Annotated in this window: 12 protein-coding genes; 10 read left to right on the forward strand and 2 right to left on the reverse strand. The window is 62.8% G+C overall.

Annotation, left to right across the window (positions count from 1 at the left end; translation table 11 throughout):
• Nucleotides 1-56: 56 nt before the first annotated feature.
• Nucleotides 57-803 (reverse strand): NRDE family protein, encoded by a 747-nt coding sequence (locus KKQ10_RS06920; RefSeq protein WP_215500627.1) that lies wholly within the window; start codon nucleotides 801-803, stop codon nucleotides 57-59.
• Between the two features lie 130 nt (nucleotides 804-933).
• On the opposite strand from KKQ10_RS06920, the gene KKQ10_RS06925 reads away from it, so the two are divergent.
• The 3 genes from KKQ10_RS06925 (at nucleotide 934) to KKQ10_RS06935 (ending at nucleotide 3,647) form a co-directional block, all read left to right on the forward strand.
• Nucleotides 934-1,716 (forward strand): sulfite exporter TauE/SafE family protein, encoded by a 783-nt coding sequence (locus tag KKQ10_RS06925; protein WP_127647964.1) that lies wholly within the window; start codon nucleotides 934-936, stop codon nucleotides 1,714-1,716.
• A 93-nt stretch (nucleotides 1,717-1,809) separates the two neighbouring features.
• Nucleotides 1,810-2,625 carry a prolipoprotein diacylglyceryl transferase gene (lgt, locus tag KKQ10_RS06930; protein ID WP_127647963.1) on the forward strand — a complete coding sequence of 272 codons (816 nt, stop codon included), beginning with the start codon at nucleotides 1,810-1,812 and terminating at the stop codon, nucleotides 2,623-2,625.
• A gap of 50 nt (nucleotides 2,626-2,675) precedes the next feature.
• Entirely contained in the window at nucleotides 2,676-3,647 is a 972-nt protein-coding gene (locus KKQ10_RS06935; RefSeq protein WP_047596629.1) for a thymidylate synthase, read from the forward strand.
• Nucleotides 3,648-3,767: 120 nt separating this feature from the next.
• Here the strand turns inward: KKQ10_RS06935 and cadR are convergent, their stop codons facing one another.
• Nucleotides 3,768-4,217, reverse strand: coding sequence for a Cd(II)/Pb(II)-responsive transcriptional regulator (gene cadR / locus KKQ10_RS06940; protein WP_127647961.1), 450 nt, complete (start codon nucleotides 4,215-4,217; stop codon nucleotides 3,768-3,770).
• Nucleotides 4,218-4,301: 84 nt separating this feature from the next.
• On the opposite strand from cadR, the gene KKQ10_RS06945 reads away from it, so the two are divergent.
• The 7 genes from KKQ10_RS06945 (at nucleotide 4,302) to KKQ10_RS06975 (ending at nucleotide 13,325) form a co-directional block, all read left to right on the forward strand.
• Nucleotides 4,302-6,569 carry a heavy metal translocating P-type ATPase gene (locus tag KKQ10_RS06945; RefSeq protein ID WP_215500628.1) on the forward strand — a complete coding sequence of 756 codons (2,268 nt, stop codon included), beginning with the start codon at nucleotides 4,302-4,304 and terminating at the stop codon, nucleotides 6,567-6,569.
• A gap of 16 nt (nucleotides 6,570-6,585) precedes the next feature.
• On the forward strand, nucleotides 6,586-7,449 hold the full coding sequence (locus tag KKQ10_RS06950) for a LysR family transcriptional regulator (RefSeq protein ID WP_215500772.1): 864 nt from the start codon (nucleotides 6,586-6,588) through the stop codon (nucleotides 7,447-7,449).
• 193 nt (nucleotides 7,450-7,642) lie between these two features.
• A complete protein-coding gene (locus tag KKQ10_RS06955) occupies nucleotides 7,643-8,719 on the forward strand; it encodes a putative 2-aminoethylphosphonate ABC transporter ATP-binding protein (protein WP_215500629.1) in 1,077 nt (358 codons plus the stop codon).
• The gene (locus KKQ10_RS06960; protein ID WP_215500630.1) at nucleotides 8,719-10,443 is read left to right on the forward strand and encodes a putative 2-aminoethylphosphonate ABC transporter permease subunit; all 1,725 of its coding nucleotides are present in this window, start codon (nucleotides 8,719-8,721) and stop codon (nucleotides 10,441-10,443) included. The genes KKQ10_RS06955 and KKQ10_RS06960 overlap by 1 nt, the downstream gene beginning before the upstream one ends.
• 47 nt (nucleotides 10,444-10,490) lie before the next feature.
• Nucleotides 10,491-11,516 carry a putative 2-aminoethylphosphonate ABC transporter substrate-binding protein gene (locus KKQ10_RS06965; RefSeq protein WP_127647957.1) on the forward strand — a complete coding sequence of 342 codons (1,026 nt, stop codon included), beginning with the start codon at nucleotides 10,491-10,493 and terminating at the stop codon, nucleotides 11,514-11,516.
• Between the two features lie 118 nt (nucleotides 11,517-11,634).
• Nucleotides 11,635-12,768: a TIGR03364 family FAD-dependent oxidoreductase gene (locus tag KKQ10_RS06970; protein WP_215500631.1), complete on the forward strand. Its 1,134-nt coding sequence runs from the start codon at nucleotides 11,635-11,637 to the stop codon at nucleotides 12,766-12,768.
• Nucleotides 12,768-13,325, forward strand: a complete 558-nt coding sequence (locus KKQ10_RS06975; protein ID WP_215500632.1) for a phosphonate degradation HD-domain oxygenase — start codon at nucleotides 12,768-12,770, stop codon at nucleotides 13,323-13,325. The genes KKQ10_RS06970 and KKQ10_RS06975 overlap by 1 nt, the downstream gene beginning before the upstream one ends.
• Nucleotides 13,326-13,361: the final 36 nt, after the last annotated feature.

Raw genomic sequence — 13,361 nt, forward strand, 5'->3', positions numbered from 1 at the left:
TGCGGCTGCTTCGCACCCGAGCGGGAGCAAGCTCCCTCGCCACATGGGTTGTCGCTTCAGGTATTGATCTCAACTTCCCCCAAATGCCCGCCATACGGCCCAAAGCTGCGCTCAACCATCCGCCGCGTCCCGTCCGCCTGTACGATCAACGCCGTACTCGCCCGCGTCCCGTAACTCTGGCTGGCAATAAACACACTCGACAACAGTGATTCAGTCGCCAGCCCGACCCCGGTGTCCGGCAGCTCGGCAAACGGCGCGGTCTGCGTATCGCCCAGTAACTCCAGCAGTCGCGCCGGCTGCGGATCATCCAGCACCGCGCTCAGCGCCGCCTTCGCCTTGAGCAGTTTCGGCCACGGTGTGTCCAGCCCGGCATTCGATAGCCCGTAGACCCCGGACGCCAGCATTACCGGCTCGGACGTGCGCGCATTGAAGTGCCACAGCTCGTGGGCATTGCCCAGCAGCAGGTTGAACCCGGCGTACTCCGGTGATCGATCGACCACATCGCGCAAATAATCATCCAGTGACGCATTGCCCGCGAGAAACCGCGCCACCAGTTCTCCCCGCGACTTGCGCGCCGGCGGCTGGTGCGGATCGCGGATATTGGTCAGCGCGGCAAAACGCCCGTTGGCGCCGATCCCCAGCCACGTGCCGCCCGCTTCCAGATCGCGACCGGCGTGCACGTGCGGCGCTTGCGGCCATTGCGCCAGCGGCAGGCTGGGCCGGGCATAGAACTCGTCACGGTTGGCCGCGACGATCAGCGGCTGGGCATGGCCCGGGCGCCAGGCAAAAACAATCAGGCACATAAGGTGGTCCTTGTGTGTTTTCTGCTCACTCTACGCAGTCGTCGCCCGTGCATCCATCGCCAGTTCCGCCGGAGGGCATGCATCCGTTACCATGCCGCTCCGGTTTTGGGGATGCGTCTGGGAGACGGTCATGGAATTTCTGCTCTATCTGGCGTTGGGCGCCTGTGCGGGCGTGCTGGCCGGGCTGTTCGGGGTTGGCGGCGGGATCATCATTGTCCCGGTGCTGGTGTTCAGTTTTACCTTGCAGGGATTCGATCAGTCGATCCTCACGCACCTGGCGGTAGGGACGTCGCTGGCCACCATCATCTTCACTTCGGTCAATGCCGTGCGCGAGCACCATCGACGCGGTGCGGTGCGCTGGCCGATTTTCATGTGGATGACCGTGGGCATTCTGCTCGGCGCCGGTTTCGGTGCGCTGACGGCTGAGGCGATCTCCGGGCCCCACCTGCAGAAGATCATCGGTGTGTTCGCCCTGGTGATCGCCGTGCAGCTGGCGCTGGAGGTCAAACCCAAGGCCAGTCGAACGGTGCCGGGTAAACTCGGTCTGACCGTGGCCGGCAGTGTGATTGGCTGGGCCTCGGCGATTTTCGGGATTGGCGGCGGTTCGCTGACCGTGCCGTTCCTGACCTGGCGCAGCGTGCCGATGCAGCAAGCAGTGGCGACCTCGTCGGCCTGCGGCTTGCCGATCGCCGTGGCCAGTGCATCAAGTTTCATGATTCTGGGCTGGCATGATCCGTTGTTGCCACCGCATAGTCTCGGTTTTGTCTATTTACCGGCGCTGCTGGGCATCGCTCTGACCAGTATGGTCTTCGCCCGCCTCGGCGCGCGTCTGGCGCACAAGTTGTCACCGCGCTTGCTGAAACGGCTGTTCGCCGCTTTGCTGTTCTGCGTGGGCCTGAATTTCCTGCTCTGATTTTCTGGGTCGGAACGGGCCGCAATCCTGGCTTAATCCTGAGGTGGCAGCGTCGCCCGGGAATTTTGGTTTCAACTCTAACGAGGAGTCGCAATGCTGCCTTACCCGCAGATCGACCCGGTGGCCCTGGCCATCGGTCCGCTGAAAATCCACTGGTACGGCCTGATGTACCTCGTCGGCATCGGCGGCGCATGGCTGCTGGCGTCGAGCCGGCTCAACCGTTTCGACCCGACCTGGACCAGGGAGAAGCTCTCCGACCTGGTGTTCTGGCTGTCGATGGGGGTGATTGTCGGTGGACGTCTGGGTTACGTGCTGTTCTATGACCTGAGCGCCTACATTGCCAACCCGACGCTGATTTTCGAGGTGTGGAAGGGCGGCATGTCGTTCCACGGCGGATTCATCGGCGTGATGCTGGCCGCGTTGTGGTTCGGCAAGCGTAACGGCAAGTCGTTCTTCCAACTGATGGACTTCGTTGCGCCGATGGTGCCGATTGGCCTGGGCGCCGGGCGCATCGGTAACTTCATCAACGCCGAGTTGTGGGGTAAAGCCACCGACGTGCCGTGGGCCATGGTCTTCCCGCCGTTCAGCGATCCGGCGCAGCTGCCGCGTCACCCCTCACAGCTGTATCAGTTCGCGCTCGAAGGCGTCGCGCTGTTCCTGATCCTGTGGTTGTTCTCGCGCAAGCCGCGTCCGACCATGGCGGTATCGGGCATGTTCGCGCTGTTCTACGGCATCTTCCGTTTCATCGTCGAGTTCGTCCGTGTACCGGACGCGCAACTGGGCTATCTGGCCTGGAACTGGCTGACCATGGGGCAAGTGCTGTGCGTGCCGATGATCGTCGGCGGACTGTTCCTGATCTGGCTGGCCTATCGTCGTGCGCCGGCAGCGCCGGTTGCGCCGACCGCTTAAACTACGAACCCCGGCGCGCGACGCCGGGGCTCAAAGGACACAGGTAACTCATGAAGCAATATCTCGAACTGGTCTCGCACGTCATCCAGAACGGCACCAAACAGGCCAACCGTACCGGCATCAACACCATCAGTTTCCCGGGGGCGATGCTGCGTTTCGATCTGCAGGAAGGTTTCCCGGCGATCACCACCCGCAAAATGGCCTTCAAATCGGCCATCGGCGAAATGTGCGGGTTTCTGCGGGGCGTGAACAACGCCGCTGAATTCCGTGCGCTGGGCTGCAAGGTCTGGGACCAGAACGCCAACGAAAACGCGCAGTGGCTGGCCAACCCGTTCCGTCAGGGCGAGGACGACCTCGGCGAAATCTACGGCGTGCAATGGCGCAAGTGGCCGGCGTACAAGCAGATCCCGCTGAGCAACACTGCCGCCATCGAACAAACCTTGAGCAATGGCTACAAGCAGATCGCCCAGGGCGAAGAAGATGGCCAGGCCTACGTGGTGCTGTACAAAGCCATCGATCAGGTGCGCCAGTGCGTCGACACGATCATCAAGGACCCGGGCAGCCGCCGTATTCTGTTCCACGGCTGGAACGTCGCCCAGCTCGATGAAATGGCGTTGCCGCCGTGCCACCTGCTGTACCAGTTCCACCCGAATGTCGAGACCAAAGAGATCTCCCTGACCCTCTACATCCGTTCCAACGATCTGGGTCTGGGTACGCCGTTCAACCTCACCGAAGGCGCTGCGCTGCTGAGCCTGATCGGTCGCCTGACCGGCTACACGCCGCGCTGGTTCACCTATTTCATCGGTGATGCGCACGTCTACGAGAACCACCTGGACATGCTCAACGAACAGCTCAAGCGCGAGCCGTTCGCCATGCCGAAGCTGAAAATCTCCGACCGCGTGCCGGAGTTTGCCAAGACGGGTGTGTATCAGCCGGAATGGCTGGAGCTGGTGGAGCCAAGCGATTTCTCGCTGGAAGGTTACGAGCACCATGCGCCAATGACCGCGCCTATGGCGGTCTGACAAGCAATACGCAGTACCCCTATGTAGGAGCTGCCGAAGGCTGCGATCTTTTGATCTTATAAACAGCAAGATCAAAAGATCGCAGCCTTCGGCAGCTCCTACATTAGGTTTGGGGTGTTCTCAATGGCCGTGGCTACGGCCCACATGTGAATGTTCCACCTCCGTCGCCACAACCCCGCCACTCACCTCCAGCCGCTGCAAGATCCCGCACTGATCCGCCCCCGGCCCTTCGCTACAACGTTGGCGCAGGTCGAGCAGTTGTGTCTGCAAGGCCAGTAACCCGTCGATTCGCGCCTTCACATGCTGGATGTGTTCGTCGATCAGCGCATTGACGCTTTCGCATTGATCCTGCGGGCTGTCGCGCAAGGTCAGCAGGCTGCGGATCTCTTCGAGGGTCATGTCGAGGGTGCGGCAGTTGCGGATAAAGGTCAGGCGTTCGGCGTGGGCCTGGGTGTAGACGCGGTAGTTGCCGTCGCTGCGCGCCGGTTCCGGCAGCAGGTTCTCGCGCTCGTAGTAGCGGATGGTTTCCACGGCGCAATCGGTCAGCTTGGCCAGTTCTCCGATCTTCATGACGGCAATCTCCAAAAGGGTGCTTGACCCTATAGTGGCTACAGGGTCTTTACTTGGCAACAGGCACCTTCATGGACGCGACCAATGAGCGATTCCCAGCACAACCACCCCCACTCCCACAAGCCGGGCGACGGGCACGATCACAGCCACAAATTGCAGCCTGTGCATAAGCATTCACATGGCGGCGACTCCTGCTGCTCGTCTAAAGCCGCTGCGCCTGCGTTGGTGCAACTGAGCGAAAAGACCAGCGCTGACGCCCGGTTGAGCAGCTTCCGCATCGAAGCGATGGACTGCCCGACCGAGCAGACGCTGATCCAGAACAAGCTCGGCAAACTGGCCGGCGTGCAGCAACTGGAATTCAACCTGATCAACCGCGTGCTCGGCGTCACCCACAACCTGCCGGACACCGCGCCGATCACCGAAGCGATCACGTCCCTGGGCATGCACGCCGAACCGCTGGAGGCGGGCGTCGAAGCGCCGGCCCCTGTGCCGGTGAAAAAACACTGGTGGCCGTTGGCGCTGTCCGGCGTCGGTGCGCTCGCCGCCGAAGTGATCCACTTCACTAACGCCGCGCCAACCTGGGTGGTGGCGATCATTGCGCTGATCTCGATCCTCAGCGGTGGCCTGACCACCTATAAAAAGGGCTGGATCGCCCTGAAGAACCGCAACCTCAACATCAACGCGCTGATGAGCATCGCTGTAACCGGTGCGGTGTTGATCGGGCAGTGGCCGGAAGCGGCGATGGTGATGTTCCTGTTCACCGTGGCCGAGCTGATCGAAGCGCGCTCGCTGGATCGCGCCCGCAATGCCATCAGCGGTCTGATGCAGATGACCCCGGAACAGGCCACCGTGCAGCAAGCCGACGGCAACTGGATCGAACAAGAGGTTAAAAGCGTTGAACTCGGCGCCCGCGTGCGGGTAAAACCCGGCGAGCGTATCGCGCTGGACGGCGAAGTGGTCAGCGGCAGTTCGACCATCGACCAGGCACCGATCACTGGCGAAAGTCTACCGGTGGAGAAGACCGTCGGTGACAAAGTCTTCGCCGGCACTATCAACCAGGCAGGTTCGCTGGAATACACCGTGACTGCCGCAGCGAACAACTCGACCCTGGCGCGGATTATCCACGCCGTCGAGCAGGCTCAAGGCGCGCGCGCTCCGACCCAACGCTTCGTCGATCAGTTCTCGAAAATCTACACCCCGGTGGTGTTTGTCCTGGCGCTGGCCGTGGCGATCATCCCGCCGCTGTTCATGGGCGCGGTGTGGTTCGACTGGATCTACCGTGCGCTGGTGCTGCTGGTGGTCGCGTGCCCGTGTGCACTGGTGATTTCCACCCCGGTGACCATCGTCAGCGGCCTCGCGGCAGCGGCGCGCAAAGGCATTCTGGTCAAGGGCGGCGTGTACCTGGAGGGCGGTTTCAAGCTCGACTATCTGGCGCTGGACAAGACCGGGACCATCACCCACGGCAAACCGGTGCAGACCGATTACCTGTCGCTGGACCCGACCGCCGACGCCACCGCTCCGGCAATCGCCGCCGCGCTGGCCGGGCGTTCCGATCACCCGGTGTCGCTGGCGATCGCCAATGCGGCTGTGGATAAAAACCTCGCCGTGCTGAGTGTGGATAACTTCGAAGCACTGGCCGGGCGTGGCGTGAAGGGGCAAGTCAACGGCCAGACCTATCACTTGGGTAATCACCGTCTGGTTGAAGAGCTGGGTCTGTGCTCGGCGCAACTGGAAGAAAAACTGTTCGCCCTGGAGAAGCAGGGCAAGTCCGTGGTGCTGCTGCTCGACAGCTCTGGCCCGTTGGCGCTGTTTGCTGTGGCCGACACGGTCAAGGAAACCAGCCGCGAAGCGATCCGCCAGTTGCATGCCTTGGGCGTGAAAACCCTGATGCTCACCGGCGACAACGTACACACCGCGCAGGCGATTGCCGCGCAGGTCGGTATCGACCAGGCCAAGGGCGACTTGCTCCCTACCGACAAACTGCAAGCCATCGAAGAACTTTATGCACAGGGGCATCGCGTGGGCATGGTCGGCGACGGCATCAATGACGCCCCGGCACTGGCCCGCGCCGAGATCGGTTTCGCCATGGCGGCGGCCGGCACCGACACCGCGATTGAAACCGCCGATGTCGCCCTGATGGACGACGATCTGCGCAAGATTCCTGCGTTCATCAGCCTGTCGCGCAACACCGCCAGCATCCTGAAACAGAACATCGCGTTGGCCCTGGTGATCAAGGCTATCTTTCTTGGGGTAACCTTCGCCGGGCTCGCCACCATGTGGATGGCGGTGTTCGCCGACATGGGCGTGAGCCTGTTGGTGGTGTTCAACGGCTTGCGCCTGTTGCGCAAGTAAACGATGAGGGGTGGTTGTGCTGAGTGCCGAGCTGAAAGCGTTTTATATGGTCGCCCGTCTGGGCAGCATTACGCTGGCGGCGAAAAAGCTCGGCCTCAGCCAACCGACCGTGACCACGCAGATCCGCAACCTGGAAAGCCAGTATTCGGTGGAACTGTTCTACCGTGGCGGTCGGCGTCTGAGTGTCAGCGACGAAGGCGCGCGGTTGCTGCCGATGGTCAAGGCGCTGTTGCAGCAGGAGGCGGACATCGAGTTCTTCCTGCGCAACAGCGGGCAGGTGCAGGGCACGTTGCGCATCGCCGCCACTGCGCCGTATTACATTCTCGATCTGGTGAAGACCTTCCGCGAGCGCCTGCCCCAGGTGGAAGTGTCGGTGGAAATCGGCAACTCGCAACAGGTACTCGAAGCGCTGGAAGATTACCGGGTGGACGTTGCGGCGTCGTCGCAGTTGCTTGAGGATGCGCGGCTGATTCGCCGGGTGCTGGGCACGGACCCGCTGGTGCTGGCGGTGCATCGCAACCACCCGCTGGCGGCCCAGGAGCATGTGGCGTTGAGCGCATTGGCCGGGCATACCTTGCTGATGCGTGAAACCGGCTCGACCACCCGGCGTCTGACCGAGGAGTTGCTGGCCAGCGCCGGGGTCAGTTTCGGCCCATTGCTGGAGATCGGCAGCCGCGAGTCGATCCGTGAGGCAGTGCTGCGCAACATCGGCATCAGCATCATTGCCCGTCAGGAAGTGCCGCACGATCCGCAATTGCGGGTGCTGACCATCGAGAACGCGCCGCAGATTCCCGAGTATCTGTATTGCCTCAAGGAGCGCAAGGGCGCGCGGTTGCCGGCGGCGTTTCTGGGGTTGGCCCAGGAAATGTCCCCGGCTTGAAGACCAAAAGATCGCAGCCTTCGGCAGCTCCTACAGGGGGACGCATTCCAATGTAGGAGCTGCCGAAGGCTGCGATCTTTTGATCTCCAACCAAAATCCCCGAATACCACTATCGGCCGTTTTTGCCTCACTGCCACATGACGGACGCATTACAACTCTAGGATTGGCCCCATCTGCTTGATGAGGTCTGTCCATGAATCCTGCCATCGCAACTGCCCTGACCAACCCCGGTGCGCCGATGAAAGTGCGCGGCGTGCAGAAGCGCTTCGGCGCGTTCACCGCGCTGGATAACGTCTCCCTCGATGTCGCGGCCGGGGAACTGGTGTGCCTGCTCGGCCCGTCGGGCTGTGGCAAGACCACGCTGCTGCGTTGCATCGCCGGGCTGGAGAAGCAGGACAGTGGCGAGTTGTACCTCGGTGATCGCGACGTTTCGCACCTGGCGCCGCAGGCCCGGGACTACGGCATTCTGTTTCAGTCCTACGCGCTGTTCCCCAATCTGACGGTCGAGGCGAACATCGCCTACGGACTCGCCGGCAGTGGTCGCGACGAAGTGCGCCGTCGTGTCGGTCAGATGCTGGAGTTGGTCGGCCTCACCGGCAGTGAGAAAAAGTACCCGGGCCAGTTGTCCGGCGGCCAGCAGCAGCGAGTCGCACTGGCTCGCGCCCTGGCCCCGGCGCCGTCGCTGTTGTTGCTCGATGAGCCGATGTCGGCCCTCGATGCCCGGGTGCGCGAGCATCTGTGCACCGAGCTGCGCCAACTGCAGCGCAACCTCGGCATCACCACCCTGATGGTCACCCACAATCAGGACGAAGCCATGCTGATGGCCGACCGCATCGCCGTGATGAACAACGGCCGGGTCGAGCAGTACGCCACCCCGCAGGAAATCTACAACCGCCCGGCCACGCCGTTCGTGGCCGAGTTCGTCGGTCAGGGCAACTGGCTGCCGTTCCAGCGCAGCAGCGCCAGCCATGCACAGGTCGGCGGGATGAACCTGCGCCTGGCCGATGGCAGCGTACACAGCGCCTCGGGCCGTTTGTTCTGCCGCCCGGAAGCGATCAACGTCAACCCGCTGGTGCACGAAGAGAACCTGTTCCCGGCCAAGGTTCGCGAGATCACCTTCCTCGGCAACCGCTGCCGCATGAGCTTCGAACTCGATCAACTGCCGGGCCACGCACTGCTCGCCGAACTGGCGCCGGAAGCCATGCCGCGCCTTGGCGTCCAGCAGATCATGGTCGCCTTGCCACCGCGCAGCCTGCAGGTGTTCGCCTGATGAGCGCGAACATCGCACTGCCGCTACCGCACAAGCAGGCGCGGCAGGTGTCCGGTGCCGAGGTCGGTGACCGGATCTTCGTCCTCGGCGGCAAACTCCTGCTGCTGTTGCTGCTCGGTGTCGCGGTGCTGCTGCCCTTGCTGGCGATCTTCTGGCGCGGCTTCAGCAGCGAGGCCGGGCAGGGCGGTGGCTGGCTAGCGGCGAAAGAGCTGGTGACCAGTGACAATTTCCACTGGCTGCTCGGCAACAGCCTGAAAGTTTCCCTCAGCGTCGCGGCCATCGTCGTACCGCTGGCCTACCTGTTTGCCTACGCCCTGCAACGCACACTGATCCCGGCCAAGGGCATCTGGCGCGGGATTTCCCTGCTGCCATTGATGGCGCCATCGATGCTGCCGGGGATTGCGCTGGTCTATCTGTTCGGCAACCAGGGCATGTTGCGTGGGCTGCTGTCGGACAACATCTACGGGTTTTGGGGGATTGTGCTCGGTGAGGTGATCTACACCTTTCCGCACGCGTTAATGATTCTGCTGTCGGCGCTGTCGCTGGCGGATGCGCGCCTGTTTGATGCCGCGTCGAGCATGGGCGCGAGTCCGGCGAAAGCCTTTCGCAGCATCACCTGGCCGGCGACCCGGCAGGCGGTGTTTGCCGCATTCTGTCTGGTGTTCACCCTGACCATCACCGATTTCGGCGTGCCGGTGGTGGTCGGTGGCGACTATCAGGTGCTGGCGCTGGAAGCCTACAAAGCCGTGGTCGGCCAGCAGCAATTCGGTCGTGGGGCGCTGATCGGCATGGTGCTGTTGCTGCCGGCGCTGTTCAGCTTCGGTGTCGATGCCTGGTTGCGTCGGCGTCACGGCGACTCCATGAGTGGTCGCGCCCAGGTGTTCAAACCGACGCCGTCGAAGCGGCGTGATGCCTGCTATCTGGCAATTGTCCTGCTGATCAGCGCCGCGTTGATTCTGGTGTTCGGCATGGCGGTGTTCTCCTCGCTGGTGAAGTTCTGGCCGTACAACCTGGCGCTGTCGCTCAACCATTACCAGTTCAACGAAACCGCCGGCGGCGGCTGGCTGGCCTACGGCAACAGCTTGAAGATGGCGCTGGGCACGGCGCTGATCGGCAGTGTGCTGATCTTCACTGGCGCGTATCTGATGGAAAAGACCCGCATGCAACGCGGCCTCAACCTGACATTGCGCATGCTCAGTTTCATCCCGATGGCGGTGCCGGGGCTGGTGCTCGGCTTGGGTTACGTCTTCTTCTTCAACCTCACCGGCAACCCGCTGCACGTGCTCTACGGCACGATGACCCTGCTGATTGTCTGCACCATTGCGCACTACCTGACCACCGCGCAAATGACCGCGACCACCGCGCTGCGCCAGCTCGACGCCGAGTTCGAAGCCGCCGCGCTGTCGCTCAAGGCGCCGCTGTACCGGCACTACCTGCGCGTCACCGTGCCGATCTGCCTGCCGGCGCTGCTGGACATCGTGCGCTACCTGTTCGTCTCGGCGATGACCACGGTGTCGGCGGCGATTTTCCTCTACAGCCCCGACACCATCCTCGCGGCGGTGGCGGTGCTGAACATGGATGACGCCGGCAACGTCGGCGGCGCGGCAGCGATGTCGACCCTGATTCTGTTCACCTCGGCAGGCGTGTCCTTGCTGCTGGCGTGGGCTTCGCGCGGCTTGCTGCGCCGTTCCCAGGCCTGGCGGCAAACCGCGCCCGGTCACTGATTGACGACTTATCCCCACAGCCTCAACTCACCTACAGGAAAACGATCATGTTCAAGCCTATGGCCCTGGCCGCTGCTGTGCTCGCTACTTTCAGCCTGAATGCCTTTGCGGCAAAAACCGAGTTGACGGTGTACACCGCCCTCGAAGCCGAGCAACTGACCGCTTACAAGGCCGCTTTCGAGAAGGCCAACCCGGATGTCGAGATCAAGTGGGTGCGCGATTCCACCGGGATCATCACCGCCAAACTGCTGGCCGAGAAGGCGCGTCCGCAGGCTGACGCGGTGTGGGGCCTGGCCGCATCGAGCCTGGCGATTCTCGATCAGCAGGGCATGCTGCAAAGCTACGCGCCGAAGGATCTGGGCAAGATCGGCGCGAACTACCGCGACGCCGCCAACCCGCCAGCCTGGGTCGGCATGGACGTGTGGGCCGCGACCATTTGCTTCAACACCGTCGAGGCCGAGAAGCAGGGCCTGAGCAAACCCGTGAGCTGGCAGGACCTGACCAAGCCTGAGTACAAAGGCAAGATCGTCATGCCCAACCCGGCGTCGTCCGGCACCGGTTTCCTCGACGTCAGCGCCTGGCTGCAAACCTTTGGCGAGAAGCAGGGCTGGGCCTACATGGATGGCTTGCACCAGAACATCGGCCAGTACGTTCACTCCGGTTCCAAGCCTTGCAAACTGGCCGCTGCGGGCGAGTTCCCGATCGGTATTTCCTTCGAATACCCGGCTGTACAGCTCAAACGTCAGGGCGCGCCGCTGGACATCATCCTGCCGAAGGAAGGCCTGGGCTGGGAGATCGAAGCCACTGCCGTGATCAAAGGCACGCCGCATGAAGAAGCGGCGAAGAAACTCGCGGACTTCTCTGCCAGCGCCGAGGCGATGGACCTGTACAAGGAAAACTTCGCCGTCCTCGCCCAGCCGGGCATCGCCAAGCCGCAGACTGAACTGCCGGCCGACTACGAGCAGCGCCTGATCAAGAACGACTTTGCCTGGGCCTCGAAGAACCGCGACGAGATCCTGACCGAGTGGCGCAAGCGTTATGACGGCAAGTCCGAGAAGGTCGCCGCCAAGTAAGATCTCTATCGACTGACAGGGCCTCATCGCGAGCAGGCTCACTCCTACAATTGGAATGCGTTCCCCTGTAGGAGTGAGCCTGCTCGCGATGGCGGTTCTGAATTCAGGAAAAATCCAGATGACCCAACACAAAGACCTGCTCATCGTCGGCGCCGGCATCCTCGGCCTGTCCCACGCTTACGCCGCCGCCAGGCGCGGCCTCACGGTCAGCGTATTCGAACGCACCGCCACGCCCCTCGGCGCCTCGGTGCGTAACTTCGGTCAGGCGCTGGTCACCGGTCAGCCACCCGGCCCGATGCTCGAACTGGCGAAGGACAGCCGCGACATCTGGGGCGACTGGGCGCAACTCGCCGGTTTGCAGATCAAGCGCAACGGTTCCTACCTGTTCGCCCGCACGGAAGCTGAAGAACATCTGCTGGAAGCCTTCTGCAATGGTCGCGCCGTGGAACACGGTTACAACATCCAGCTGCTGCGCGGCGCTGCCCTGCGCGATCTGTACCACGGCCAGTTCGGCCACCACCGCGCTGCGTTGCACGGTATGGACGATCAACAGCTGTACTCGCGCGAAGCCATCCCGGCGCTGATCGACTATCTGCGCCGCGACCTCGGCGTCGAATTTCACTTCTCGACGCTGGTGCGCGACGTTGAACCGGGGCGTCTGCACAGTACCGCCGGCAGCTTCACGGCGAAGCAGATCATCGTCTGCTCGGGCCACGATTATCAGACCCTGCTGGCCGAGCCGATTGCCGCGCTCGACCCGCAGATCTGCCGCCTGCAAATGCTCCGCGCCAAACCGCAAGTCGCGCTGAATCTGGAACACGCCTTGCTCACCGGTTTGAGCTGCGTGCACTACGGCGCCTTTGCCGATTTACCGGAAGCGGCGGCGGTGCAGGCGCAGATCCTGCGCGAGCAACCGCACCTGCATGACAACGGCATTCACCTGCTGATCAGCCCGACGCCTTATGGCGAACTGATCATCGGCGACTCGCACCATTACGGCAGCGATCCGTCACCGTTCAATGCAGAGCAGGTCGACAACTGGATGCTGGAACTGGCCGAGCAGACATTGGGCTGCAAGGTGCAAGTGCTCGAGCGCTGGCAGGGCGTCTATGGTGCACGGGGGCCGGGGCCGTTTTCGTTCCTGCGCCCGGCGCCGGGGCTGAGTGTGGCGTTGATGCACACCGGCGTCGGCATGAGCGTCGGCCCGGCGCTGGCCGAGCGCAACATCGCGCAGCTGCTGGAGGAAATCTGATGGCAGATCACCAACAAGTCGTCGCCCGGGTATTCGGGTTGTATGAGCGCTTCGGCACCCGCGATTACATCGGCGAACCGGTGTCGCAGATCGAACACATGTCCCAGGCCGCCGAACTGGCGATCGCCGAAGGCTTCGACGACGAAGTGGTACTGGCGGCGTTCTTCCATGACATCGGCCATTTGTGTGCCGAGGGCGCGCAGAACATGGGCGGTTATGGCGTGGTCAGCCATGAGCGGCTGGGGGCGGATTATTTGCGTGAGGCGGGTTTCAGCGAGCGCCTGGCGCGGCTGGTGGAATATCACGTGCAGGCCAAGCGCTATCTGACCTTGCGCGAGCCTGGGTACTTTGAGCGGTTGAGTGAAGCCAGTCGTCGCACGCTGGAGTATCAGGGCGGGGTGATGACTGAGGCCGAGGCGGATGCGTTTGAGCGTGATCCGCTTTGTGCCGTGAGTTTGCGTATGCGGCAGTGGGATGAGTTGGCCAAGGAGATGGGGGTGCCGGTGATGGATCTTGGGGTATTGAAGGAGAAAGCGGCGCGGCTGCTGGTAGTTTGAGTCTCTGGACCGAGTTACGGCTATCGCGAGCAGGCT

Source organism: Pseudomonas sp. MG-9 (assembly GCF_018729515.1).
GTDB lineage: Bacteria > Pseudomonadota > Gammaproteobacteria > Pseudomonadales > Pseudomonadaceae > Aquipseudomonas > Aquipseudomonas serboccidentalis.

Excerpts from the sequence above, each read along its gene's own strand:
- KKQ10_RS06920 (WP_215500627.1), bottom strand. The coding sequence starts at position 803 with ATGTGCCTGATTGTTTTTGCCTGGCGCCCGGGCCATGCCCAGCCGCTG.
- KKQ10_RS06925 (WP_127647964.1), top strand. The coding sequence starts at position 934 with ATGGAATTTCTGCTCTATCTGGCGTTGGGCGCCTGTGCGGGCGTGCTG.
- lgt (WP_127647963.1), top strand. The coding sequence starts at position 1,810 with ATGCTGCCTTACCCGCAGATCGACCCGGTGGCCCTGGCCATCGGTCCG.
- KKQ10_RS06935 (WP_047596629.1), top strand. The coding sequence starts at position 2,676 with ATGAAGCAATATCTCGAACTGGTCTCGCACGTCATCCAGAACGGCACC.
- cadR (WP_127647961.1), bottom strand. The coding sequence starts at position 4,217 with ATGAAGATCGGAGAACTGGCCAAGCTGACCGATTGCGCCGTGGAAACC.
- KKQ10_RS06945 (WP_215500628.1), top strand. The coding sequence starts at position 4,302 with ATGAGCGATTCCCAGCACAACCACCCCCACTCCCACAAGCCGGGCGAC.
- KKQ10_RS06955 (WP_215500629.1), top strand. The coding sequence starts at position 7,643 with ATGAATCCTGCCATCGCAACTGCCCTGACCAACCCCGGTGCGCCGATG.
- KKQ10_RS06960 (WP_215500630.1), top strand. The coding sequence starts at position 8,719 with ATGAGCGCGAACATCGCACTGCCGCTACCGCACAAGCAGGCGCGGCAG.
- KKQ10_RS06965 (WP_127647957.1), top strand. The coding sequence starts at position 10,491 with ATGTTCAAGCCTATGGCCCTGGCCGCTGCTGTGCTCGCTACTTTCAGC.
- KKQ10_RS06970 (WP_215500631.1), top strand. The coding sequence starts at position 11,635 with ATGACCCAACACAAAGACCTGCTCATCGTCGGCGCCGGCATCCTCGGC.
- KKQ10_RS06975 (WP_215500632.1), top strand. The coding sequence starts at position 12,768 with ATGGCAGATCACCAACAAGTCGTCGCCCGGGTATTCGGGTTGTATGAG.